This is a genomic window from Stenotrophomonas tumulicola (genome assembly GCF_014117215.1).
Classification (GTDB): domain Bacteria; phylum Pseudomonadota; class Gammaproteobacteria; order Xanthomonadales; family Xanthomonadaceae; genus Stenotrophomonas; species Stenotrophomonas tumulicola.
In genome coordinates this window covers 74,352-96,681 of record NZ_JACGXS010000002.1, presented here as the reverse complement: position 1 = coordinate 96,681, position 22,330 = coordinate 74,352, and the positions used below count along the sequence as shown (strand labels likewise).

15 protein-coding genes are annotated in these 22,330 nt (G+C 66.2%); 7 read left to right on the top strand and 8 right to left on the bottom strand.

Annotated elements, in window-relative coordinates; translation table 11 throughout:
• Positions 1-159: 159 nt before the first annotated feature.
• The 5 genes from H4O11_RS06040 to H4O11_RS06020 form a co-directional block, all read right to left on the bottom strand.
• Positions 160-591 carry a DUF1090 domain-containing protein gene (locus H4O11_RS06040; protein WP_182338504.1) on the bottom strand — a complete coding sequence of 144 codons (432 nt, stop codon included), beginning with the start codon at positions 589-591 and terminating at the stop codon, positions 160-162.
• A 127-nt stretch (positions 592-718) separates the two neighbouring features.
• On the bottom strand, positions 719-3,805 hold the full coding sequence (locus tag H4O11_RS06035; RefSeq protein ID WP_182338503.1) for an ATP-binding protein: 3,087 nt from the start codon (positions 3,803-3,805) through the stop codon (positions 719-721).
• 58 nt (positions 3,806-3,863) lie between these two features.
• Positions 3,864-4,502, bottom strand: coding sequence for a LuxR C-terminal-related transcriptional regulator (locus H4O11_RS06030; protein WP_182338502.1), 639 nt, complete (start codon positions 4,500-4,502; stop codon positions 3,864-3,866).
• Between the two features lie 1,013 nt (positions 4,503-5,515).
• Positions 5,516-7,165 carry a chaperonin GroEL gene (groL, locus tag H4O11_RS06025; RefSeq protein ID WP_182338501.1) on the bottom strand — a complete coding sequence of 550 codons (1,650 nt, stop codon included), beginning with the start codon at positions 7,163-7,165 and terminating at the stop codon, positions 5,516-5,518.
• A gap of 78 nt (positions 7,166-7,243) precedes the next feature.
• The gene (locus tag H4O11_RS06020; RefSeq protein ID WP_042614504.1) at positions 7,244-7,534 is read right to left on the bottom strand and encodes a co-chaperone GroES; all 291 of its coding nucleotides are present in this window, start codon (positions 7,532-7,534) and stop codon (positions 7,244-7,246) included.
• Positions 7,535-7,807: 273 nt separating this feature from the next.
• On the opposite strand from H4O11_RS06020, the gene H4O11_RS06015 reads away from it, so the two are divergent.
• From H4O11_RS06015 to H4O11_RS06000, 4 genes are all read left to right on the top strand, one after another.
• On the top strand, positions 7,808-9,613 hold the full coding sequence (locus H4O11_RS06015) for an endonuclease (RefSeq protein ID WP_182338500.1): 1,806 nt from the start codon (positions 7,808-7,810) through the stop codon (positions 9,611-9,613).
• 69 nt (positions 9,614-9,682) lie between these two features.
• A complete protein-coding gene (cutA, locus tag H4O11_RS06010; RefSeq protein WP_182338499.1) occupies positions 9,683-10,021 on the top strand; it encodes a divalent-cation tolerance protein CutA in 339 nt (112 codons plus the stop codon).
• 14 nt (positions 10,022-10,035) lie between these two features.
• Complete coding sequence (locus H4O11_RS06005; RefSeq protein ID WP_182338842.1) at positions 10,036-12,444, top strand: protein-disulfide reductase DsbD family protein; 2,409 nt, start codon at positions 10,036-10,038, stop codon at positions 12,442-12,444.
• Positions 12,441-12,998 carry a redoxin family protein gene (locus tag H4O11_RS06000; RefSeq protein WP_182338498.1) on the top strand — a complete coding sequence of 186 codons (558 nt, stop codon included), beginning with the start codon at positions 12,441-12,443 and terminating at the stop codon, positions 12,996-12,998. Before H4O11_RS06005 ends, H4O11_RS06000 begins: the two co-directional genes overlap by 4 nt.
• A 34-nt stretch (positions 12,999-13,032) precedes the next feature.
• Here the strand turns inward: H4O11_RS06000 and H4O11_RS05995 are convergent, their stop codons facing one another.
• Positions 13,033-13,938: a LysR family transcriptional regulator gene (locus H4O11_RS05995; protein WP_182338497.1), complete on the bottom strand. Its 906-nt coding sequence runs from the start codon at positions 13,936-13,938 to the stop codon at positions 13,033-13,035.
• Between the two features lie 108 nt (positions 13,939-14,046).
• Between H4O11_RS05995 and H4O11_RS05990 the strand changes: the two genes are divergently transcribed.
• Positions 14,047-14,808: an SDR family NAD(P)-dependent oxidoreductase gene (locus H4O11_RS05990; protein WP_182338496.1), complete on the top strand. Its 762-nt coding sequence runs from the start codon at positions 14,047-14,049 to the stop codon at positions 14,806-14,808.
• Between the two features lie 39 nt (positions 14,809-14,847).
• On the opposite strand, the gene H4O11_RS05985 is transcribed toward H4O11_RS05990, so the two are convergent.
• Positions 14,848-17,394, bottom strand: coding sequence for a methyl-accepting chemotaxis protein (locus H4O11_RS05985; RefSeq protein ID WP_182338495.1), 2,547 nt, complete (start codon positions 17,392-17,394; stop codon positions 14,848-14,850).
• Between the two features lie 263 nt (positions 17,395-17,657).
• Between H4O11_RS05985 and H4O11_RS05980 the strand changes: the two genes are divergently transcribed.
• Together H4O11_RS05980 and H4O11_RS05975 are read left to right on the top strand one after the other, a co-directional pair.
• Complete coding sequence (locus H4O11_RS05980; protein WP_182338494.1) at positions 17,658-19,958, top strand: AAA family ATPase; 2,301 nt, start codon at positions 17,658-17,660, stop codon at positions 19,956-19,958.
• Position 19,959: 1 nt separating this feature from the next.
• Entirely contained in the window at positions 19,960-20,847 is an 888-nt protein-coding gene (locus H4O11_RS05975; protein WP_182338493.1) for an HNH endonuclease family protein, read from the top strand.
• A 24-nt stretch (positions 20,848-20,871) separates the two neighbouring features.
• Here the strand turns inward: H4O11_RS05975 and H4O11_RS05970 are convergent, their stop codons facing one another.
• A complete protein-coding gene (locus tag H4O11_RS05970; protein WP_220466629.1) occupies positions 20,872-22,302 on the bottom strand; it encodes a DcaP family trimeric outer membrane transporter in 1,431 nt (476 codons plus the stop codon).
• Positions 22,303-22,330 lie beyond the last annotated feature (28 nt).

Sequence of the window (22,330 nt, the reverse complement as noted above, 5' to 3'; positions counted from 1 at the left end):
CCAGTGCAGGAAAGCCCACAAGCAAGCAAAGGGCATGCACGAAAAGAATCAATGGCCGGCGCACGACGACACTCCGTTAAAACCAGATGACGGGACAGCACAACGCAGGAAAAGGGGCAGAGCCCCTTTTCCTGTTTCAACTCGGCGATTACGTCTGGATCAGCCCTTCAGCGCTGCCAGGTTGGCCTGGGCTTCGCGCAGGTCCTGCATCTTTTCGCGCAGCTTGAACTGCTTTTCGTTCAGCTTTTCCTGCGCCTTGCTGATCTTCTTGGCATCGCGCTTGGCCTGGGCTTCACGCAGGCTCTGCTCGGCCTTGCGCACGTCTTCCTGGGTCTTGCGGACGTCTTCCTGGGCCTTGCGGACCTTCTCTTCGGCCTTGGATGCCTGGCCTGCATCGGTGCAGTTGGCCTTGGCCTGTGCCAGTGCGGTCTGCAGGCCGGCAATCTTGTACGTGTTGCCGTACTGCTTGGCCGCTTCGATCTGTGCCTCGATGGCGCTGATCTTGGCAGCGCAGTTCTGCGTGCCGGCGAATGCATTGGAACCAGCCAGCAGGGCAAACGGAATCAGGGCGGTCAGGATGATCTTTTTCATGATGATTCTCTCGGTGAGTGGATGAGGCCGCGGCGTTCCCTGCCGACGACGCCTACTTTGCGGATCCCACTGCCGTGCCACCATCGAATGGATTCTAGAATCCGAACTGTCGTGCATGGCGTTCCGCTCAATACGGCACAGACAGCCAACGAACCACACGTTCGGCAAGCAGGTCGTACTGGGCCATGGCCGTTTCGATTCCGGCCTGCGCGCCGCGCCGGGCCTGCAGTTCAAGCACCAGGCACGCCTGGTCAACGTCGCTATCGGCACGGCTGCAGGCCACTGCACCACGAAGCCGATGCGCCAGGTCCGCCACTTCCTCCCAGCGCTCTCCAACCAGCGCATCACGCAACACCTCCAGGTCGCCGCGCAGGCTGCTGGCCGATCCGGGAATTGCTGCAGCGGTTGCGGGCTGGCCAGCCTTGCCGGGCTTCGGCGCCACCCGTCCAGCAAACCAGGGCGCAAGCGCGGCACTGATCTGCGGGAGGCTCAATGGCTTGACCAGCACCGCATCCATGCCGGCGGCCAGGCAGGCCTCACGCGCCTCAGGCAGTGCATTGGCGGTATACCCGACCAGCGTCCGGCGCGAGGTGGCGCGCTGGCTCTCCTCGCGGCGAATCCTTTCGGCCAATGCCATGCCCGACATGCCGGGCATGCTGCAATCGGTGAGCACCAGATCGATCGGGCCGCAGGTATCCAGGCATTCAAGCGCCGCCTGCCCGCAGGCGGCCTGCACCACGTGATAACCCAGCCACTGCAGCTGGTCGGTCAACACGCGCAGGTTGATCGGATGATCGTCCACTACCAGTACCCGTAACGCTGCAACAGCGAACAGCAGCTCATCGTGCGGCTGTTCGACATGCAGCGCAGCCTGGCAGGGCAACGTCAACCGCGCGACGGTACCTGCGCTGGGCGAGCTGTCCAACGTCACCGTACCGCCCATCAGGGTGACCAGCCGGCGCACGATGCCCAAGCCCAGGCCGGTGCCCATGGCGGCTGCGGGGGAGTCGCCCTGCCGGAATGGTTCGAAGATCGTGGCAAGGTCTTCCGCGGCGATGCCACTACCACTGTCACGCACGCTGATGCAGAGCCGGTCGCCTTGCAGCGTGGCTGCCAGCATGATCTCCCCCTGCCCAGTGAACTTGACTGCGTTGGACAGCAGGTTGGTGAGCACCTGGCGCATGCGCAAGGGGTCGCAGTGGATCCATTCGGGCACATCCGCGGCCACGGTGTGGTGCAGCTCGACGCCCTTGCTGTGCGCCGCATGGCGGAACAACGTGACCGAATCCGCCAACAGCGCATGCAAGGACATGGCGCGAGGAACCAGGCGCAGCTCTCCTGCCTCGATCTTGCGCAGGTCCAGCAGATTGCCCACCAGGTCCAGCAGGCTCTTTGCCGACGCTTCAGCCAGCATCAACGATTCAGCATCGACCACCCCGGCCCGGCCACGTCGGTTGGCCATTTCAAGCAGGCCGATCACCGCACTCATCGGCGTGCGTATCTCGTGGCTCATCTCCGCCAGGAAACTGGACTTCTCGACGTTGGCGCGCTCGGCGGCTTCCGTGGCGGCGCGCCACCGTCCCTCGGCGCGGCGGCGGCGACGCACCTGGTACTGCAGCAGGCTGTTCCACAGCAGCGCCACGGCCAGCCCACCGGCGAGCCAGGGCAACCAGCGGAACACCGAGCGCCGCAAGCTCTGCCAAGTGCTGGTTGGATAGTTGATGTTGACCAGCCAGCGCGACGCGATGGCGGCACGCTCGGCCGGCGACATTCCTTCCAGTGCGCGGTCGAGGATACCCAGCAGTTCTGGTTGCTGCCTGTCCACGCCAAAGCGGGCCATCTCCGGCGTATCCATCGCGGTGCCAGCAATGCGAAGCTGGTCGAAATAGCGTTCGATCGCATAGCTGGCCGATGCCATGCTCTGCAGCGAAGCATCCGCGCCACCGCGGGCGACCAGGTCCATCGCGTCGGTGACCGTATCGACGGCAACCAGCTGGATCTCCGGGAACCGCTCCCGGATCCAGTCCGTCATCCCATGCCCGCGTACCAGGACCAGGCGTTTGCCCCGCAGGCTGTGCAGGCCGTTGATAGCGTCCGCATCGTGTGGCGCCACCAGTACCCAGACCATCGGCGCCACCTCCTCGGTGAAGGCCAGGAAGCGGCGGCGTTCGGCCGTGGGCATCAGCGTGGCCACCATGTCGGCCCGACCGGTCCGCAGGTCGCCTTCCAGCTCGCCGATGGTGGTATGCGGTACTACTTCAAACCGCAGGCCGGTGCGACGCCCGATCATCTTGAGCAGGTCCGCATGCACGCCGGCGAACTCACCCGCCGAGTCGATGAAGGTATACGGTGCATCGGCGGTGTTCACCGCGATGCGTACCACCGGATGCGCACTCATCCACGCCCGTTCCGCATCGGTGAGTACCAGGCGGCCAGCCGCATCCATGTCCTGTGCCGCACCGGCCGCCCAGCTGCGCAGGATGCTGGCACGCATCCACGAACGGATGGCGCCCAGCCCCGCGTCCAGTACGCGCCCGGCCTGCGGCTGGTCAGCCGCCGTCATGAACTGGAAACGGGTGTCGGCCAGTTCGATGCGCGCCACGCGCAGGTTGAGGAACCAGCCCTGCTCGACCGCATAGGTCGCCGATACCAGGTCGCCCACGTAGTAATCGGCGCGTCCCAGCGACACCGCTTCCAGTGCCTTGAAAAAGGATGGCACCGGCGCCACCGGCGAGGCCTCCGGGTAGCGCCGCAGCAGTGACCAGGCATCAGCCTGCGTGGCTTCCACCACGCCGCGGCCCTCCAGGATGCCGTCATCGGTCAACGCAGGTCCCGCGCGGCGCACGATGGCCAAGGGAGCACGAAGATAAGGGATGGAGACATCGAAGTCCGTTTCATCCACGGGCTCGGCAAATACGCTGACCGCCACCACTTCATGCGCGCGCAACGCCGCCAGCGCAGCGCCACGATCTGCGAACCAACGCGCCCGCACGGGCACGCCCAGCGCGTTCCCGAGCAGGACCAGGTGATCGGCCGCCACGCCCTCCAATGTATCTGCATCAGGCCGGAACTGGATCGGCGCGAAGTCCTTTCCCCACAGGCCGATGACAAGCTCGCCATGCGCCCGCAACCACGTCGCGTCCGTATCGGAAAGCGTGGTGGCGAACCGTGTCGGTGCCACCTGGCTGCGCAGGGTCAACAGCTCCGAAGCCATGGCCATCCGGCCCCATGGCAACAGGAGTGCGCAGAGCAGCGCGGCGATGAGTGCCCGGTCAAACAAGATTCGCCTCGAAGGCATAGCGGATCAGCTCGGTGTTGCCGATGACGCCCAGCTTGTCCATGGCGTTCTTCTTGTGCGTGGCAACCGTAGTCTTGGCGCGGCCAAGATTGGCGGCGATTTCGTCCAGCGTCTGTCCCTGCGCAAACAACCGGACCACCTCCAGCTCACGCTGGCTCAGCGCCTGCAACGCTGCACCGGGTCGGTTGAGCTGGCTGCTCAGCGCTTCGCGCACGCTGGGCGAACAATAGGGCAGCCCGATGCCGGCCTCGATTGCGCGGATGGCCAACAGGACTTCGTGGATGTCATCGTTCTTGCTGACAATCCCATCGACACCCAGTGCCAGCAATTGGCCGAATACCGCCGGGTTGTGCAGCATGGTGAACACCACCAGCCTGCACTCCGGGAATCGGCGCAGCACGCGCTCCACCATGGCCAGCCCATCACCACCATGCGGATGCTGCGCCATCGAATAATCCGTCACCAGCACGTCGCATGGCTGCATGCGCAGGGTTTCCATCAGCTGTCCGCCCGTGCGCACGGCGAACGCCGTTTCCAGGGCGCCATCCATCAGACATGTCTGTAAAGCATTCAATATGACGGGATGGTCGTCGGCCAGACCAATTCGACGCATGGCAATCTGCATGATTCACGCTACAGAAGATCCCGAATCATTTCGGGGCGGCGATTCTACGAAGCCGATCCTGTACCGATTGAATTCCCGTCGCCTTGGCATGCGCCTGGTTTTGCCTGCATCACTTCAAAAGCGCTGGCCCAGGCCCTGCCTGCAGCCGCAACGGCATCGGCGTGCTTCCAGCAGGCATTGTGTCGGCCGTGGTGATCGCGACGGCTGCGGTTGCACGCATGGTCTGCACGATGTCCTCAGCCCACCCCGATCGCAGCGCCAACCTGGCAATGGCGGCCCGACCGGAGCCTTGCCGCGATTGGTGGCAAACAGGATGGAAGCAGGCTGATTCCGCCATGTTCATGCCCTCACTGGGAAGTCCGTGCGCAGCGACTGGGGACGCTCTGCACTATCCAGGTCTTCCAGCAGACCAGAGGGGAGCTCCGCCATTAAGGCCTGTGCGAGGCGGAACGGCAGCGTCGGTTTTGCAGCTTTCCTTATGTTCCTGCTCAAGGTGGATACGCATCCTGTCCTTGCGGGCCGACAAGGCCTGCCGGGATTGGCATCCCGATCTGAGTAGTCCCCCCGCACTTTGTCCCTGCTTGAAGTCAGGACAGAGAATGCACCGTACCACCCGCTTCATGGTGGACGGTGCGCGGGGATCTTTGATCCGCCGGTCCATTGGGGGGGGTTTGCTCAGCCGGTATGCCAACCCGCACCGTCTGCCACCTCGCGCTTCGGCGTGGGTGGCTCCCCGGCGTGGGGAATTCCCGCTCCCGCTGCCAGTCCATTGCACCGTCCGATGCTGTACGTTCTTCCCCGGCCCTGACTGGCCAGGCAGGCCAGGTTGAGGGCGCGCGCAGCGCAGCCAGGAGCTGGAGCGTGACGACCAACGCGCCGCACCAACGCAACGCTCGGGTCACCGCCACCCGGAAGCAGGTTGCCTGCCGCCGGAAACAAAAGAACCCCGCCGTCTCCGGCGGGGTTCCCTGATGTTGCTGGTACTACAGGATGCTACGGACTTAGAAGTCCATGCCGCCCATGCCACCCATGCCGCCCATGCCACCGGCAGCGCCGCCAGCCGGCTCATCCTTGCGCGGGGCTTCGGCCACCATCGCTTCGGTGGTGATCATCAGGCCGGCGATCGAAGCGGCGTTCTGCAGCGCCGAACGGGTCACCTTGGTCGGATCCAGGATGCCGAACTCGACCATGTCGCCGAACTCGCCATTGCCGGCGTTGTAGCCATAGTTGCCGGTACCTTCCTTCACCTTGTTCAGGATCACCGACGGCTCTTCACCGGCGTTGGCGACGATCTCGCGCAACGGGGCTTCCATCGCACGCAGGGCGATCTGGACGCCGTGGGTCTGGTCTTCGTTGGCACCCTTCAGATCGCCAACGGCAACCAGGGCACGCACCAGGGCCACGCCGCCGCCCGGGACCACGCCTTCTTCGACGGCTGCGCGGGTTGCGTGCAGGGCGTCTTCAACGCGGGCCTTCTTTTCCTTCATCTCGATTTCGGTCGACGCGCCGACCTTGATCACCGCAACGCCACCGGCCAGCTTGGCCACGCGCTCCTGCAGCTTCTCACGGTCGTAATCGGACGAGGTGTCTTCGATCTGGGCCTTGATCTGCGCAACGCGCGACTGGATGCCCGCGCCGTCGCCGGCACCGTCGATGATGATGGTGTTTTCCTTGGAAACCTGCACCTTCTTGGCACGGCCAAGATCGGTGATGGTGGCCTTCTCCAGCGACAGGCCCACTTCCTCGGAAATCACGGTGCCGCCGGTCAGCACGGCCATGTCTTCCAGCATCGCCTTGCGACGGTCGCCGAAGCCCGGTGCCTTGACGGCCACGACCTTGACGATGCCACGGATGGTGTTGACCACCAGGGTCGCCAGCGCTTCGCCTTCGACTTCTTCGGCCACGATCAGCAGCGGCTTGCCAGCCTTGGCGACGCCTTCCAGCACCGGCAGCAGGTCACGGACGTTGGAGATCTTCTTGTCGTGCAGCAGGATGAACGGGTCATCCAGGTCGGCGGTCTGCGCCTGCTGGTTGTTGACGAAGTACGGGGACAGGTAGCCGCGGTCGAACTGCATGCCTTCCACGACGTCCAGCTCGTTGTCCAGGCCCGAGCCTTCTTCAACGGTGATCACGCCTTCCTTGCCAACCTTCTTCATCGCTTCGGCGATGATGTTGCCGATCGACTCGTCCGAGTTGGCCGAGATCGTGCCGACCTGGGCAATCGCCTTGTCGTCAGCGGTCGGCTGGGAGATCTTCTTCAGCTCGGCGACAGCGGCGATGACGGCCTTGTCGATACCGCGCTTGAGGTCCATCGGGTTCATGCCGGCAGCAACCGCCTTGGCGCCTTCGCGGATCAGGGCCTGGGCCAGCACGGTAGCGGTGGTCGTGCCGTCACCGGCGTCGTCGTTGGTGCGCGACGCGACTTCCTTCACCATCTGCGCGCCCATGTTCTCGAACTTGTCAGCCAGTTCGATTTCCTTGGCGACGGACACGCCGTCCTTGGTGATGGTCGGGGCGCCGAAGCTCTTCTCGAGCACGACGTTGCGACCCTTCGGGCCCAGGGTGGCCTTGACGGCATTGGCGAGAACGTTGACGCCACGCACCATGCGGGCGCGGGCATCTTCACCGAAACGAATATCTTTGGCAGCCATTGCGTTTACCTCTGTTGTAGAGCCGGGCCATGCCCGGCTGCTCTAATCGGAAAAAGGAAAATCAGGGCGCGCGACAGCTCAGCCGATGATGGCGAGCACGTCGTCTTCGCGCAGGACCTTGTACTCGACACCGGCTTCCTTGTAGCTGCTGCCGGCGTACTGGCCGTAGATGACCTTGTCGCCAACCTTCAGCGACGGCGCGCGCACGCTGCCGTTGTCCAGCGCCTTGCCCGGGCCCACGGCAACGACTTCACCCTTGGTCGACTTTTCCTTGGCCGAATCCGGGATCAGGATGCCGCCGGCGGAGATTTCGTCGGCTTCGATCGGCTTGACCACCACGCGGTCGTGAAGCGGCTTCAAGTTGCTCATGTGAGACCTCTCAAGTGATTGATTGTGCTGAAAAAGTCCGGCGATTTTAGCACTCACCCCGGGTGACTGCCAGAACCGCTCGTGAAAAAACCCGACAGATGCGGGACAGAGCAGAGATGGAGCCCGGTCATGGCCTTTCAAGGCCCAGCCGCAAAAATCTTTTGGTGACCGCGATCACGCCTTGCGCGTCCAGCGGGCCACTTACGACAGAACTGTCACGCCATCGGCTTAGATTCCCGTCTGGGGATCCGCTCACAAGGAAAGGAGTTGTCGATGCGACTGCTGTCACCGCTTGCCGCCGCCTGCCTGCTGGCACTGGCCACCTCGCCTGTCCAGGCCGAGGTCTTCATCAACGAACTGCATTACGACGACAGCACGCCGGCCGGGGATACCGGGGAAGCGATCGAGGTCGTTGCCACCGCTGGCGAGGACCTGTCCGGCTACCGGCTGTACCTGTACAACGGCAGCACCCCGTCGGCGGCCAGCGTGTATGCCGACAATGCGGTGCCCGCCGGCAGCCCGGCCTCCTGCGGCAGCGCCACGGTCGCGGTGGTCAGCTATCCGACCAATGGCCTGCAGAACGGCTCCAACGACGGCATCGCACTGGTCGATGCCAGCGGTGCGGTGGTCCAGTTCCTCAGTTACGAGGGCACCATCACCGCTGCCAGCGGCCCCGCCGCCGGCATGACCAGCCAGAACATCCCGGTCGCCGAGAGCAACAGCACCACGCCCGGCACCTCGCTGCAGCTGACCGGCAACGGCAGCCAGTACGTCCATTTCACCTGGGCCGAGTCGGCCGCGCAGACCTTCGGTGCCTGCAACAACGGCCAGGCGTTCAGCGGCAACCCCGGCACCCCGGGCCCGAACACCCCGCCATCGGTGTCCACCACCGTGCCTGCGCAGGGCAGCAGCACCTTCCCCGCCGCCGGCGACCTGGAAGTGGCATTCAGCGAGAACGTCACCCTGGCCAGCGGCGCCTTCGCGCTCAGCTGCGGCCAGTCCGGCAGCGTGCCACTCAGCTACCCGGGCAGCGGACGCACGCTGAAGATTTCCACCAACACCGCGCTGGTGGCCGGCGAAGCCTGCCGTTTCGACATCCGCGCCAGCCGCATCAGCGACAGCCAGGGTGCACGCCCGGCGGCTGATTCGCGCATCGCCTTCACCGTGGCCAGCAGCACCGGCAACCCCGACCCCGATCCGGATCCGGGCAATCCCGGCAACCCCGGCGACTACTACGCGCGGGTCAACACCTCCAGCCCCAGCCAGCTGCGCTGTTCCCTGCACGAAACCATCAAGGGCCACACCGCTTATCCATACAGCGGATCGGGCACCAGCACCTGGACCATCCTGGAGATCGCCGACGAGGATCCCAACGACAGCGGCAGCATCCTGGATGCCTACCGCAACCGCAGCTACACCAAGGTCAGCAGCCGTGCCGGCACCGGCAGCGGGCTGACCTACAACCGCGAGCACACCTGGCCGAACTCGCTGGGCTTTGCCAGCACCACCGGCGACAAGGGCCTGCCGTACGCACCGTATACCGACACGCACATGCTGTACCTGACCGACACGCAGTGGAATGCGGACCGCGGCAACAAGCCGTTCGCAAAGTGCGACAGCAACTGCGGCGAGCGCGCCACCGAATCGAACAATGGCCAGGGCGGCGGCAGTGGCGCCTATCCAGGCAATTCGAACTGGGTGCGTACGCCGGACGGCAACCAGGGCACGTTCGAAGTCTGGGGCCAGCGCAAGGGCGACATGGCGCGTGCGGTGATGTACATGGCCATTCGTTATGAAGGCGGCAAGGATGCAGCCACCGGGCAGTCCGAACCGGACCTGGAACTCACCGACGACCGCAACAAGATCGTCAAGACCAGCAGCTCGCCCGCCTACATGGGCCTGCTGTCCACGCTGATGGATTGGCACCTGGCCGACCCGCCGAACGACGCAGAACGTGCCCGCAACGAAGTTGTCTACAGTTTCCAGGGCAACCGCAACCCGTTCATCGACCACCCGGAGTGGGCAACCCCGGCATTGTTCACCTCCACCCAGCCGAGCAGTTGCCAGCTGGCCAACTGACGTTTTTCCGATTTGTCTGATGCCCCGGCCCGGCCCCCTGCCCGGGCCGGGGCCCTATACTCGGCGGTGATGTCACCCGCCGACCCCGTCCTGCTGCTGTTCACCACCTGTCCCGATCCGGCCAGCGCCGAACGCATCGCGCATGCCCTTGTCGGCGAACGCCTGGCTGCCTGCGTCACCCGGCTGGACGGTGCGCATTCGACCTATCGCTGGCAGGGCGAGGTGACTACCGACACCGAGCTGCAGCTGCTGGTAAAGACCACGGCCAGCCGGATCGAGGCCGCCATGGCGCGACTGATCGAACTGCATCCGTATGAACTCCCGGAATGCATCGCGGTCGAAACACGGGCCGGTCTTCCGGCTTATCTGGATTGGATCCGGGCCCAGACCCGCGAGGAACACGATTGATGAAGTCAGGATTGATGGCGATGTCCCGCCGATGCGTATCGCTATGTGTACTGTTGCTGCTGTCCCTGCCAGCGTGGGCGCTGAGCGAGAAGGACCTGCTGCCGGTCGATGAAGCGTTCGCGCTGAGCGCCACGGCCACGCAGCGCGACCAGATACAACTGCAGTGGGAAATAGCCCCGGGCTATTACCTGTATCGGCATCGCACCAGCGTCAAGGCCGACCCCGCGTTCAACGCCGGCGCGCTGAAGATGCCGGCCGGCGACCGGCACCACGATGATTTCTTCGGCGAGGTGGAAACCTACCGCCAGCGCCTGCAGGCCACGCTGCCCGGCACGCCGGCGGCCGATGCCGGGACGATCAGCCTGGAAGTACGCTTCCAGGGCTGCGCCGATGCCGGCGTGTGCTACCCGCCGCAGAAGCGCGTGATCCAGGTGAAGCTGCCCGGTAGCGGTGCGGCCGATGCCGCCCTGCCGGCCGCCACAGGCGACGCCAGCTCTCCTTTCAGCAACCCGCTCGGCGCAGCCGGCGGTGGCGGGCTGCGCCTGCCGGGTACCGCTGCGGCGGCGCAGGCCCTGCCACTGCCGTCGGAAAAAGCGTTCGGCTTCGAGGCCATCGTCGATGACGGCAACGCCGTGCTGCTGCGCTTCACGCCGGCCAAGGGCTATTACCTTTACCGCGACCGCACCTCATTGAAGCTGGAAGGCGCCAACGGCATCCGCATGCAGCCGCTGCGCTGGCCGGCCGCCCGTTCCCATCGCGACGAACACTTCGGTGACGTGGCGGTGTTCTTCGACCAGACCGACGTGGTGCTGCCGCTGCAGCGCAGCCGCGCCGAAGCGGTCGACGCCACCCTGGTGGCCACCTTCCAGGGCTGCCAGAGCGATGGCATCTGCTACCCGCCGATGACCCGCCGGGTAAAGCTTGCCATCCCGGCCGGCAAGGTGGATGCCAAAGCCGATGCCACGACGGCCGGCACGGCAGCCAGCAGCGAACTGCGCGCTGCGTTGCCCAGTACCGCGCAGCGCACCGACGACAGCGATCCGGAGGTGCCGGACAACCGTCGCCTGCTGCCAACCATTCCCGACGCACCAGGGGACACCCTTGCTGCGGAAGGCACTGCCTCGGTGGATTCCGACGGCACGCCCGTGGCCAGCCCGGACGCCAGCGCCGGCAATGCCCAGCGCACGCGTCCGCCGGAGTCCGCCGCCAGCGCCAAGGGCCTGTTGTTCGTGCTGTTGCTGGCACTGGCAGGCGGGCTGGTGTTGAACCTGATGCCATGCGTGCTGCCGATACTTTCACTGAAGGTGCTGGGGCTGGCGCAGAGCGGTGAAAGCCGCCAGCGTGCGCGCTCGCACGCGCTCTGGTACACCGCCGGCGTACTGGTCGCCTTCGCCGTCATCGGCGGGCTGGTGCTGGCGCTGCGTGCGGCCGGCCAGGCGGCAGGCTGGGGCTTCCAGCTGCAGCATCCGTGGTTCATCGCCACGCTGGTGTATCTCATGTTCGCCGTCGGCCTGAGCCTGTCCGGGGTGTTCACCCTGGGCGGCAGCATTGGCAACGTGGGCCAGTCGCTGGCCGCACGCAGCGGTCCGGTCGGCGATTTCTCCACCGGCGTGCTGGCCTGCGTGGTCGCCAGCCCGTGCGTGGCACCGTTCATGGGGCCGGCGCTGGCCTATGCGTTCGCCGCACCCGCACTGCAGTCGATGCTGGTGTTCCTGATGCTGGGCCTGGGGCTGGCGCTGCCGTTCCTGCTGGTCGGTTTCGTGCCCTCGCTGGCCCGTCGCCTGCCGCGCCCCGGCGCCTGGATGGAAACCCTGAAGCACGTGCTGGCGTTCCCGATGTACGCCACCGCGCTGTGGCTGCTGTGGGTGCTGGGCAAACAGCGTGGCGTCGACGCCATGGCGCTCGTGCTGGGTGGCCTGGTGGTGCTGGCGCTGGGCCTGTGGTGGTTCGAACGCAGCCGTTGGCGCAGCCAGCGTATCGGTGGGCTGCTGGCCACGCTGGTCATCCTCGCCGCGCTGGTGCCGGCGTGGGGTGTCAGCCGCCTGGTGGCGCCGGCTCCCGCGGCACAATCCGCCAGCGAGAACGTGGTGGCGTATTCGCCGGAAATGCTCGACCGCCTGCGTGCCGACAACCGCGTGGTGTTCGTCAACATGACCGCCGACTGGTGCGTGACCTGCAAGGCCAACGAACGCGCGGTGATGTCACGCCCGGCGTTCCAGGACCTGCTGCGGCGGACCAACGCGGTCTACATGCGCGGCGACTACACCAACGTGGACCCGCAGATCACCGCATTCCTGGATGAACACAAGGCCGTCGGCGTGCCGCTGTACGTCGTGTATGGCCCCGGCGCACCGCCGACCGTGCTGCCCACGGTGCTGACCCAGGCACTGGTCGAGGAAGCCCTGTTGCGCACCGCGCGGTGAAGCGGCTGCGGCCCGCGTTGCTGTGGGTCGCGGTACTGGCCGGGGGGCTGGGCCTGTGGGCCGGCCACCGGCTGGAGCCCGTGCCGGCGCCGTCGGCCGGCTCGGCCACGCCGCCGCCACGTCCGGTGGTCGATGTCGCCGGCATCGGTGACCTGATGCCCGCCCTGGTGTTGCCGGACCTGTCCGGCGCACCGGTGGACCTGCAACGGTTCAAAGGCCGTCCTTTGTTGGTCAATGTATGGGCCAGCTGGTGCGGCCCGTGCGTGGAGGAAATGCCGGAGCTTTCGCGCTATGCGGCCGCGCAGGGAGACACCGGCGTACAGGTGCTGGGGCTGGCGCTGGATACGCCCGACGGCGTTCGCGATTTCCTGCAACGGGTGCCGGTGGACTATCCCATCGTGCTGGAAACGCCCGGCCCGGCCGATGCCAGCGTGCGTCTTGGCAACGCCCAGGGCCTGCTGCCCTATAGCGTGCTGGTGGATGCGCAGGGACGCATCGTGCGACGCAAGCTGGGTCCGTTCGAACACGGCGAGATCGAAGGCTGGGCCCGGTAGGGCAAGGCCATGCCGCGCTGCCGTTGCGCCCTGATCACCGGACGATCAGGTAGGGCTGCAGCAACGCCGCGACCCAATCCATGAACACACGCACGCGCGCCGGAAGATGCCGGCGCTGCGCATACAACAAGGTCACCGGCATCGGCTCGGCCGGCAGCTGCGGCAGCACCTCCACCAGCAGGCCCTCCTGTAGTGCCTGCCGCACGCCCAGCTGCGGTACCTGGATGATGCCCAGGCCCGCCAGCGCCGCGGCGTTGTAGCCATCCCCGCTGTTGACCGTCACCGCGCCGCTCATCGGCAACGTGCGGTATTGCTCGCCATCGAAATATTCAAAGCCCGAGGATCGCTGGCCCAGGGTGCTGACGTAGTGCACCAGCCGGTGCGCATGCAGGTCCTCCAGCGCATGCGGCGTGCCATGCGCCGCCAGGTAGGCCGGGCTCGCGCAGTTCACCACCGGCATGCTGCCCAGCGGCCGCGCCACCAGCGTGTTGTCATCCAGCGCTCCGACCCGCAGCACGCAGTCGAACCCTTCGCGTACCAGGTCGACGCGGCGGTCGGTACCACTGATTTCGATCTCCAGTCCCGGATGCCGTTGCAGGAAATCCGGTAGTCGCGGCATCACCAGGAAACGGGCGAGTCCGCTGGACATGTCCACGCGCAGCCGCCCGCGCAGCTGCGCGATATCGCGACGGAACATGCCCTGCAACTCTTCCACGTCGTCCAGCAGGTCGCGCGCGCGCTGGAACAGCTGTTCACCGTCGGCGGTAAGCTGCACCCGGCGCGTGGTCCGGTGCAGCAGCTGGGTGCCCATCGCCGTCTCCAGACGCTGCACTGCCAGCGACACGCTGGCCTTCGGCAGGCCCAGGCTGTCGGCGGCACGGGTGAACGAACCGCGCTCGGCCACATGCAGGAAGGTGCGCAGCTGTTCCAGGCTATCCATGGATTGTCGTTTTAAATTGAACAGTCAAATCAGAATCGCGCAGTTTATGCGCCATCACAAGTCCAATAGCCTGTGTTCCGTCGATCCCATCCCGCACCGGAGCCTGTCATGAACGCTTCTTCCCGCACCGTACTGATCACCGGCGGCAGCCGTGGCCTTGGCCGCAATGCCGCGCTCGCACTGGCCGCCGATGGCGCCGATATCGTGCTGACCTACCGCAGCCAGGCCGAGGCGGCCGAGGCGGTGGTCGCCCAGATCGAAGGCCTGGGCCGACGCGCGGCCGCCTTGTCGCTGGACGTCGCCGATAGCGGATCCTTTGCCGGCTTCGCCGATCGCCTGCGCGATCAACTTGGCCAGTGGCAGCGCGATTCGCTGGATGGGCTGGTGAACAATGCCGGTGATGCCCATTACGCGCTGATCGCCGATACCACGCCGGCATCGTTCGACCATCTGGTCAACGTCCACCTGAAAGGTCCCTACTTCCTGACCCAGGCGCTGCTGCCGCTGCTCGCCGATGGCAGCCGCATCGTCAACATCTCCAGCGGACTGGCACGCTTCTCGCTGCCGGGCAGCTCGGCCTACGCGATGATGAAGGGCGGCATCGAGGTGTTCACCCGCTACCTGGCCAAAGAACTGGGTGCGCGCGGCATCAGCGCGAACACGCTGGCACCGGGCGCCATCGAGACCGATTTCGGCGGCGGTCGTGTACGCGACGACGACGCGACCAACAGCATGGTGGCATCGATCACCGCGCTGGGCCGTGCAGGCCAGCCTGACGACATCGGCCCGGCCGTGGTGGCACTGCTCTCACCGACTACGCGTTGGATCAACGCACAGCGGGTGGAGGCGTCAGGCGGCATGCTGATCTGATCGCTCGCCGTCCCCCATTCCGCCGGGCATGGCCCGGCGCTACGTCGAGGTGTGCATGGCCTGTCGAAGGCCGGGTGGGGTGTGGCTGCGCAACTGGAATACAGCCACCGCATCGGCCAGCAGATCGGCCTGCACTTCCATCGCACGTGCCGAGGCGGTGGCCTCTTCCACCATCGCCGCATTCTGCTGGGTGCTGGCGTCCATCTGCACGATGGCCTGGTTGACCTGACCGATGCCCTTGCGCTGCTCCAGCGATGCATCGCGGATGTGCTGCATGATCGCCGCCACCTGCTGCACGCTGGCCTGCAGTTCATCCATCGTCGCACCGGCCTGGCCCACCGCGCGGGTTCCGTGCCCTACCTGCGCCACCGAATCGTCGATCAATCCCTTGATCTGCCTGGCCGCATCAGCGCTGCGTTGCGCCAGCTGGCGCACTTCGGCGGCCACCACGGCGAAGCTGCGCCCCTGCTCACCCGCACGCGCGGCCTCCACCGCCGCGTTGAGCGCCAGGATATTGGTCTGGAACGCGATGCCGTCGATCAGCGTGGTGATGTCAGCGATGCGCCTGGATGCAGCCGCGATGTCGTCCATCGACTGCTTCACCTGGCCAACGGCCTCGCCACCACGCAGCGCCACGTCGGCGCTGGCCTGCACCAGCACCGTGGCCTGCCCGGCCGATTCAGCGTTGCGCGACACGGTATCGGTCAGTTCATGCATGGAGGCAGCGGTTTCCTCCAGGTTCGCGGCCTGCAGTTCCGTGCGCGTGGACAGATCCGTGCTGCCCATGCTGATCTCGCCGGCCGCCTCGCCGATCGCGCCCGCCGCGTGCTGGATGCGCGACACGATGCCCGCAAGCTGGTCCACGGTGGCATTGGCATCGTCACGCATGCGCGCGAAGACGCCTTCCACGTCCCCGTCCATGCGCACGCGCAGGTCGCCCCGCGCCAAGGCCGCCAGCAGCGCCTGCAGGTCGCCAAGATTGTGTTCGAATGTCTGCAGCAGGTGGTTGATGCTGGCCGACAGCCGATGTACGAATCCCTGTTTCCCATCCAAGGGTATGCGCCCACCCAGGTCGCCCTGGGCCGCGGCGTCCACCAGTGCCGCGACTTCGGTTTCCAGCAGCACTTCCAGCGCGCGGCTGCGCCATTCCACTACTTCGCCAAGTGATTGCCCGTCTTCGAAGATCGGCGTGGTCACCAGTTGCCAGGTGGTGCCGGCATGATGGATGTCGAACTCGCAGCGGCGGCTGCCATCGACCTTGGCCAACGCCGGGTGCAGCTGCATCGCCGGCTGGCCGACCACCTCCTGCATCGCCTTGGCCAGCGTCTGCAGCAACGCGGGATTGGCATGGGTCACGGTGCCATCAGGGTCCATCACCATCAAACCCGTGGAGGCACTGTCCAATGCCTTGCGTGCACGCGCATTTTCCCGCGCCACGGCCCGTTCGCGCTCGATGCGCATGCGCAGCTGTTGCTGCATATGGCCCAGGCGTTGCGCCAGCTGGCCAATCTCATCGTGCGGATTGTGGATGCGCAACACGCTGTCGAGCCGGTCCTCGGCGATGTCCTGCGCGAACTGCAGGGTGTCCTGGATCGGCCGGCGCACTGCACGCAGCACCATCAGCAAGGTGCCGAGCAGGACCAATGCCACCATCGCCAACGTCACGGCGAACAACACACCCAACTGCCTCGCCTGGCCCTGCTGTCGCGCGCGCGCCTGTTCCAGGCTCGCCGCCTGCGCCAGTTCGAATGCCCCGAGTGCCGGGACGATGCTGGCAGCCGTCTCGACCAGCAGCTGCGCCTCCACGTCCAGGCCGACACGCGCAGCCGTGTACGACAGCAACGCGCCCTGGTAATCATCCATCAGCCCGCGCAACTGCTGCTGCAGCGCATCCGGCAGGCCGGCCAGGGCGAGATCGAATGGCAGTTTCTCCTCGCTTGCCCTGTCGGCATGGGCAGAGTCACCGGTCAACAACAGCAGGCTCTCCTGGCGGCGCATCGTCTGCACGTGCAAGGCCAGCTCCACCCGCCCGCTCGACCCGACCGCCTGCTGCAGCACCTCGGCGGCGCGTTCCAGCTGCGTCGACAACGCCTCCTCGCCCCGCCCCATCTCATCCACGCGTGCGTTCAGTCCGGCGATCCCCTCGGCAAAGGCTGCAGCGTGCCCGGCAAGCTGGTCCAGTGCCTTCCCGCTTGATACGTCCATCGGCAGCGCGCGCAACCGCTGCAAGGTCAACTGCAGTCGCTGCTGTGCCTGCAACAGCGCGGTACGGTCGGCCGCATCGAAACCAAGTGCATACTGGGTCTGCAGGCGACGCGCTTCGGCTATCTCGGCCGACAACGTGGACGCCAGCCCGGCGCCCTGCTGATGGACGGCGAAGGTACGCGCGGCGCGCTCGTTGCCCAGGCTGGTCCACCCATACATGGCCGCCACGACCACCAGCCCCAACCCGCAGGCCAGCAGGCTGCCCTTGATCTTGGCCGCCACGCTGAGGCGGGCAACGTCCTGCAGGCGCGCGTTGGCGAAGGCGGACAGTCCGCGCAGGCGGGCGCGGAACGTTCGCAGGAAGTGCGGTACAGCCGACATGACGGACTCCGGGACAGGATGACACACCTGTATCGGCTGCCCTTGCATCTACTTTAGGCCCATCGCGCGGATCGGTGCGCCGTGCCCTTTTCGCTGCCCGTTTTAGCAACGACACAAGACGCATGCATGACAGCGCAACCGGCGATTGCGGCAGGCCTGCATGCGACAACGGCCACGCCTGTCGCGATATCCTGTTTCATCCATCGGCTGTGATGCTGGAACATGGCGCCAGGTCGACGCCGACGCACAAGGAGGACGACCGCATGCAGCGCGTGGAACGCGGAAATGTATTGCCACCCCGCAGCCTGGGCCACGGACCGATCACGCAGGATCGACGCGCCATGCTGGCCTTCATGTCGCTGGACGCTGCGCAGCGCGACCAGACCGCCCCGCCGCGCCACCGCTCCGTGCTGCACGACGCCGACGTGCTTGCCGCGCTGGTGAAGCTGTTTCGGGGCCGCTGCGCCTTCTGTGAAGCACGCGATGGCGGCCTGCGTACGTACCGCTTTCGTCCGCCGGCCGAAGCGTTGCCGCTGGACCCTGCCGGCAACGCCCATCTCTACTACTGCTGGCTGGCAGATGCATGGCAGAACCTCTATCCGATCTGCAGCAGCTGCCAGCCCGAAGAGCCGGGAATGTTCCCGGTCAAAGGCCAGCGCGCCGCCGTTCCCGGCATCGAAAGCATCCAGGCCTACGTCGACGAGAATCTCGGCATCTGGCGCGGTCCCGCGCCGCTGGAGCGGTCCATGCTGCTCGACCCGTGCGGATCAACCGACTTCCATCGGGCCATCCGGCCGCGCTGGGACGGTCACCTGGATGGCATCGGCGACCGCGGCGCGCCTACGATCGGTCACTTCAACCTCAACCATGCGTTGCGCGTCCGGCAGCGGGCGGCCTGCCATGCCGAGTATTTTTCAAGGCTCGTCGACACGCTGTCCGGCAGTGGAAGCGGTGAGATCGAAGCGCTGGTCGACTTCCGCAGCCTGGAGTTCGGCGGCACCTGGCACCTGATGCTGCGCCGGATCGTCACGCTGCTTGCAGCAGGCGATGCACGCAGGCCGGTGCTGTCGGCCCAGAAGATCGGTGCGGCGCTGGCCAGCCTCCATGGCCGCAGGGATATCAGTGGGCAGCTGCAGGCAGCCCACGCCGCGCTGGTGGTTGAAGACCAGCACCCGACCCTGCAGGCCAGCCAGTTGATACGTCCGCGCGTACGACGCACCGCACGTCTTACCCGGGTCGACATCCGCAACTTCAGGTCGATCGACACGCTTCGCCTGGACCTGCCACGGGCCGACGGTTCGCAGGACGATCCCGATGAGCCGGTTCCGTCGCTGTTGATCCTCGGCGAGAACGCCACGGGCAAGAGCACGGTGCTGGAAGCCATTGCCCTGGCACTGGCCAGCACGGATGCACACCAGCGGCTGGACGTGCCTTGGCAGCATTACCTGCTGGACCCACGGCTGATGGGACGCGACGACACCGCCGCACCGCTGCAGGCCGAGGTCAGCGTCATGCTGGGGCGGCACGGAGCACGCACCATACGCCTGCATGCGAAAGGGATTTCCACGCGCGACAGCGGACCCGCGCGCAGCGTTCCGGTCTTCGCCTACGGCGCGTTCCGCCAGTACCAGAAGGGTCGCAGGCTGTTCGCACCACACCGCCATGTCCGCAGCCTGTTCGATGGCAGCGTGCTGGGCAATCCACACGAGTGGCTGCTGGAGCTGAAGCCAACGGCATTCGACATGGTCGTGCAGGCATTGCGCGACATCCTCAGCATCGACGGTCCCTTCGACGTGATCGAGCGCGACCTGGCAGCGCGGACGTGCCACGTCGTCACCACCATCGAAGACCGCAACGGGGAGCCGCAGCGCCTGAGGACACCCTTGCATGCCGCCTCTTCGGGCTTCCGCTCGATCCTCGCCCTGGCCTGCGACGTCATGCAGGGCTTGATGGACCGGCGCATCAACCCGGATTTCCGGACGTTGAGGACGAGCAGGGCGGTGGTACTGGTGGACGAGATCGAAGCCCACCTGCATCCACGCTGGAAGCTGCAGGTGATGGGTAGCCTGCGCAGGGCATTGCCGCAGGTCACCTTCATTGCCACCACCCATGATCCGCTGTGCCTGCGCGGCATGCGCAAGGGCGAAGTGGTGGTGATGCATCGCTGGTACGACAGCGACAGTGCCTCGCCGTTGCGGATCGGCCTGCTCGGCGATCTTCCCGACTTCACGCTGATGCGGGTGGACCAGCTGTTGACCTCGGACTTCTTCCAGCTGTATTCCACCGATGACCCTGCGACCACCCGGGGAATGGCACGCATTGCCGCGCTGCTGGCCGCCGAAAGCGCCGGGGAGCCGCTGTCCGCCGGGGATGCCGTGCTGCTGCACCGGTTCCGCGACGAGGTCGCCGCGGCGCTTCCCATCGGCGATACCGAAACCCAGAGGCTGGTGCAGGAAGCTGTTGCCGACTACCTGCGGCAGCGCGAGCGCACGGCCCCGCCGCTGCGCCAGGAGCTGCGTGAGCGTACCCGTGGGATGATCCTGCGCGCGATGGGAGGGCGCTGACATGCGCATGGTCGCGCGCGGAATCCGGCCGCCACCGGAAGCCTTGGCCGGCATCGGGCGCGACGGCAGGACCGAGCTCGAACGAGCCCGCGCGCATTACTGCAGGCGCGACACGCGCGGCGCCAACATGGTCCCGTTCGCGTTCAACGCCTACAAGGCCAGTGCGGTCAAGGAGGCGCTGGACCTGCTCTTCCACGGGAAATGTGCTTACTGCGAAACGTTCTACAGCGCCTCCGCGCCGGTCGACGTGGAGCATTTCCGGCCGAAATCGGCGGTGCTGGATGATCCTTCGCACCCTGGCTACTGGTGGCTTGCCGCGCACTGGGACAACCTGCTGCCCAGCTGCATCGACTGCAACCGGACGCGCCAGCAGGACACGGTGCACGCCGGCCAGGATCCTGCCTGCATGCCGTCCAGCCACCGTGCACGACGGGTGCTGGCAGGCAAGGGATGCCACTTCCCGTTGATGCCGGGCAGCCACCGGCTGCAGGCCGAATCGTTGCCGCACGAGGGTGCCGAGCAGCCGCTGCTGCTCAACCCCTGCGAAGACGACCCCGCCCGGCACCTGCGGTTCGTCGGTGCGTCATCGCCGGTGAGCAGCTTGGTGGTTGCCCGCCGCGGCAGCCTGCGTGGCGAGGCCTCCATCGCTACCTTCGGACTGAACCGGCTGGGACTGGTGCAGGAGCGAACCCGCGTGCTGCGCCAACTGCAGGTGATGGGCGACCAGGTGCTGCGGCTGGCGCGGCTGGCCGACCTGCACGGCGATGAGGCGATCGAAGCGCTGATGCTGGAAAACGTGGAAGCGATGATCGCGATGGGCCATGCCGAGCGTCCCTACTCGGCAATGGTCCAGGCATGGCTGGATGAATTCCTTGAGGCGCTGGGTTGACGCCCGCTGGAACGGGGCGGCGCATCAGAAGGTGTACTTCACCGTGGTATGCAGGCGTGCCAGCTCGCCTTCGTCGCCACCGGCCACTTCGCGCTTGGCCCAGCTGATCTCCGCACCCACGTCCAGGCGCGGGAACGGTGAGTAGATCAGGTTCGCGCGCCACGACTGGGTACGCTTGGTGGCCAGCAGGCCAACGGCCGACGCATCGGTATCGATGTAGGCGGCCGAGTAGGCCAGCGTGCTGCGCAGGTTGCCCGACCAGTTGTGGCGCCATGCCGCGAAGCCGGCATACAGGTCCTGCGCCTCCAGCTCGCCGGTCGGATCCAGGTAGGCATCAGGGGCCATGCCGAAGCCGATGTAGCGGCCCAGTCCCGGTCCGCCACTGAAGGTGTACTGCAGCAGGTCGCGCTCGCCCAGCTTGTAGGAGCCGGCCACGCTCGCCGCAAACCCCGTGGTGCTGTCATTGGCAGTGCGCAGTTCGCGCGCCATCCCGGCCACGCTGAAATGTCCCCAGTCGCCCTTGGTCTGCCAGCGCGCGGTGACGTCCGGCACGGTGTTCTCGCCGGAGCTGACGTGCGCCGGCGTGCCGGCCTGGTACCAGGTCTGCGGGTTCTCCAGCGAGAACGACCATGCACCGGTGCTGTAGCGCAACTGGGCCTGGCGCGCGAACACGGTGCCATCGACGATGCCGACGAAGTCCACGCTTTCCGGCAAGGATCCCAGGTCCATGAAATTGGTCCAGGTCTGGCCGGCCAGCCATTTGTTCCATTGCACGTAGGCATGCCGCAACGTGGGCGGATAGCCGTTGGAGAACTTTTCGTTGCCGACGTTGCTGTTGCCACCGCCGAAGAAATCGAACTCCACGTAGCCCTTCACCGTATCGCCCCCTTCGGTGACCCGGTCCACGCCAAACCACAAGCGCGAAAACTGCGCGTGGAAGTCGGTATAGCTTTCGCCCTTGCCGCCGCCGACCGGCGTGGCGGTCGGAAAATAGAACATGCGTCCCGGCGTGCCATCGGCGATGGCGCCATCGCTGGTGCGGGTCGACATCATGTCCAGCTTGATGAAGCCACCATAGCTGAAGTGGCTGTCGCCGCTGACGATGGCCGTGTCCTGGATCGGTGCGCGTGGCTTGCCGGCAGGAGGCAACGCGGAATGCTGTGCGATGGCGCCGCTGGCCTGTGCACCAGGCCCCGACAATGGCGCCGCGCCCGGCTGCACCGGGGGCCGTGCCGCCGCATCGGCATCACGCTGTGCCTGCTGCTGGGCCAGGGTGTCCTGCTGCTGCAGCAGGGCATTCTTGAGCAACGTCAGTTCTGCCTCCAGTTGCTGGATGCGCGCATCCTGTTCGGCTTCCTTGGTGGGCTGGGCAAAAGCCATGCCAGGCAGCGACAGGGCGACGAAGATGGAGCATGCCAACGGCACGCGCCGCACGGCGACGACGGGTGAGGCCATGTTTCCCTCCCAGGAACATGTGATGGTG

Coding starts and splice junctions, on each gene's coding strand:
- H4O11_RS06040 (WP_182338504.1), bottom strand. CDS start 591: ATGAAAAAGATCATCCTGACCGCCCTGATTCCGTTTGCCCTGCTGGCT.
- H4O11_RS06035 (WP_182338503.1), bottom strand. CDS start 3,805: ATGGCTTCGGAGCTGTTGACCCTGCGCAGCCAGGTGGCACCGACACGG.
- H4O11_RS06030 (WP_182338502.1), bottom strand. CDS start 4,502: ATGCGTCGAATTGGTCTGGCCGACGACCATCCCGTCATATTGAATGCT.
- groL (WP_182338501.1), bottom strand. CDS start 7,165: ATGGCTGCCAAAGATATTCGTTTCGGTGAAGATGCCCGCGCCCGCATG.
- H4O11_RS06020 (WP_042614504.1), bottom strand. CDS start 7,534: ATGAGCAACTTGAAGCCGCTTCACGACCGCGTGGTGGTCAAGCCGATC.
- H4O11_RS06015 (WP_182338500.1), top strand. CDS start 7,808: ATGCGACTGCTGTCACCGCTTGCCGCCGCCTGCCTGCTGGCACTGGCC.
- cutA (WP_182338499.1), top strand. CDS start 9,683: ATGTCACCCGCCGACCCCGTCCTGCTGCTGTTCACCACCTGTCCCGAT.
- H4O11_RS06005 (WP_182338842.1), top strand. CDS start 10,036: ATGGCGATGTCCCGCCGATGCGTATCGCTATGTGTACTGTTGCTGCTG.
- H4O11_RS05995 (WP_182338497.1), bottom strand. CDS start 13,938: ATGGATAGCCTGGAACAGCTGCGCACCTTCCTGCATGTGGCCGAGCGC.
- H4O11_RS05990 (WP_182338496.1), top strand. CDS start 14,047: ATGAACGCTTCTTCCCGCACCGTACTGATCACCGGCGGCAGCCGTGGC.
- H4O11_RS05985 (WP_182338495.1), bottom strand. CDS start 17,394: ATGTCGGCTGTACCGCACTTCCTGCGAACGTTCCGCGCCCGCCTGCGC.
- H4O11_RS05980 (WP_182338494.1), top strand. CDS start 17,658: ATGCAGCGCGTGGAACGCGGAAATGTATTGCCACCCCGCAGCCTGGGC.
- H4O11_RS05975 (WP_182338493.1), top strand. CDS start 19,960: ATGCGCATGGTCGCGCGCGGAATCCGGCCGCCACCGGAAGCCTTGGCC.
- H4O11_RS05970 (WP_220466629.1), bottom strand. CDS start 22,302: ATGGCCTCACCCGTCGTCGCCGTGCGGCGCGTGCCGTTGGCATGCTCC.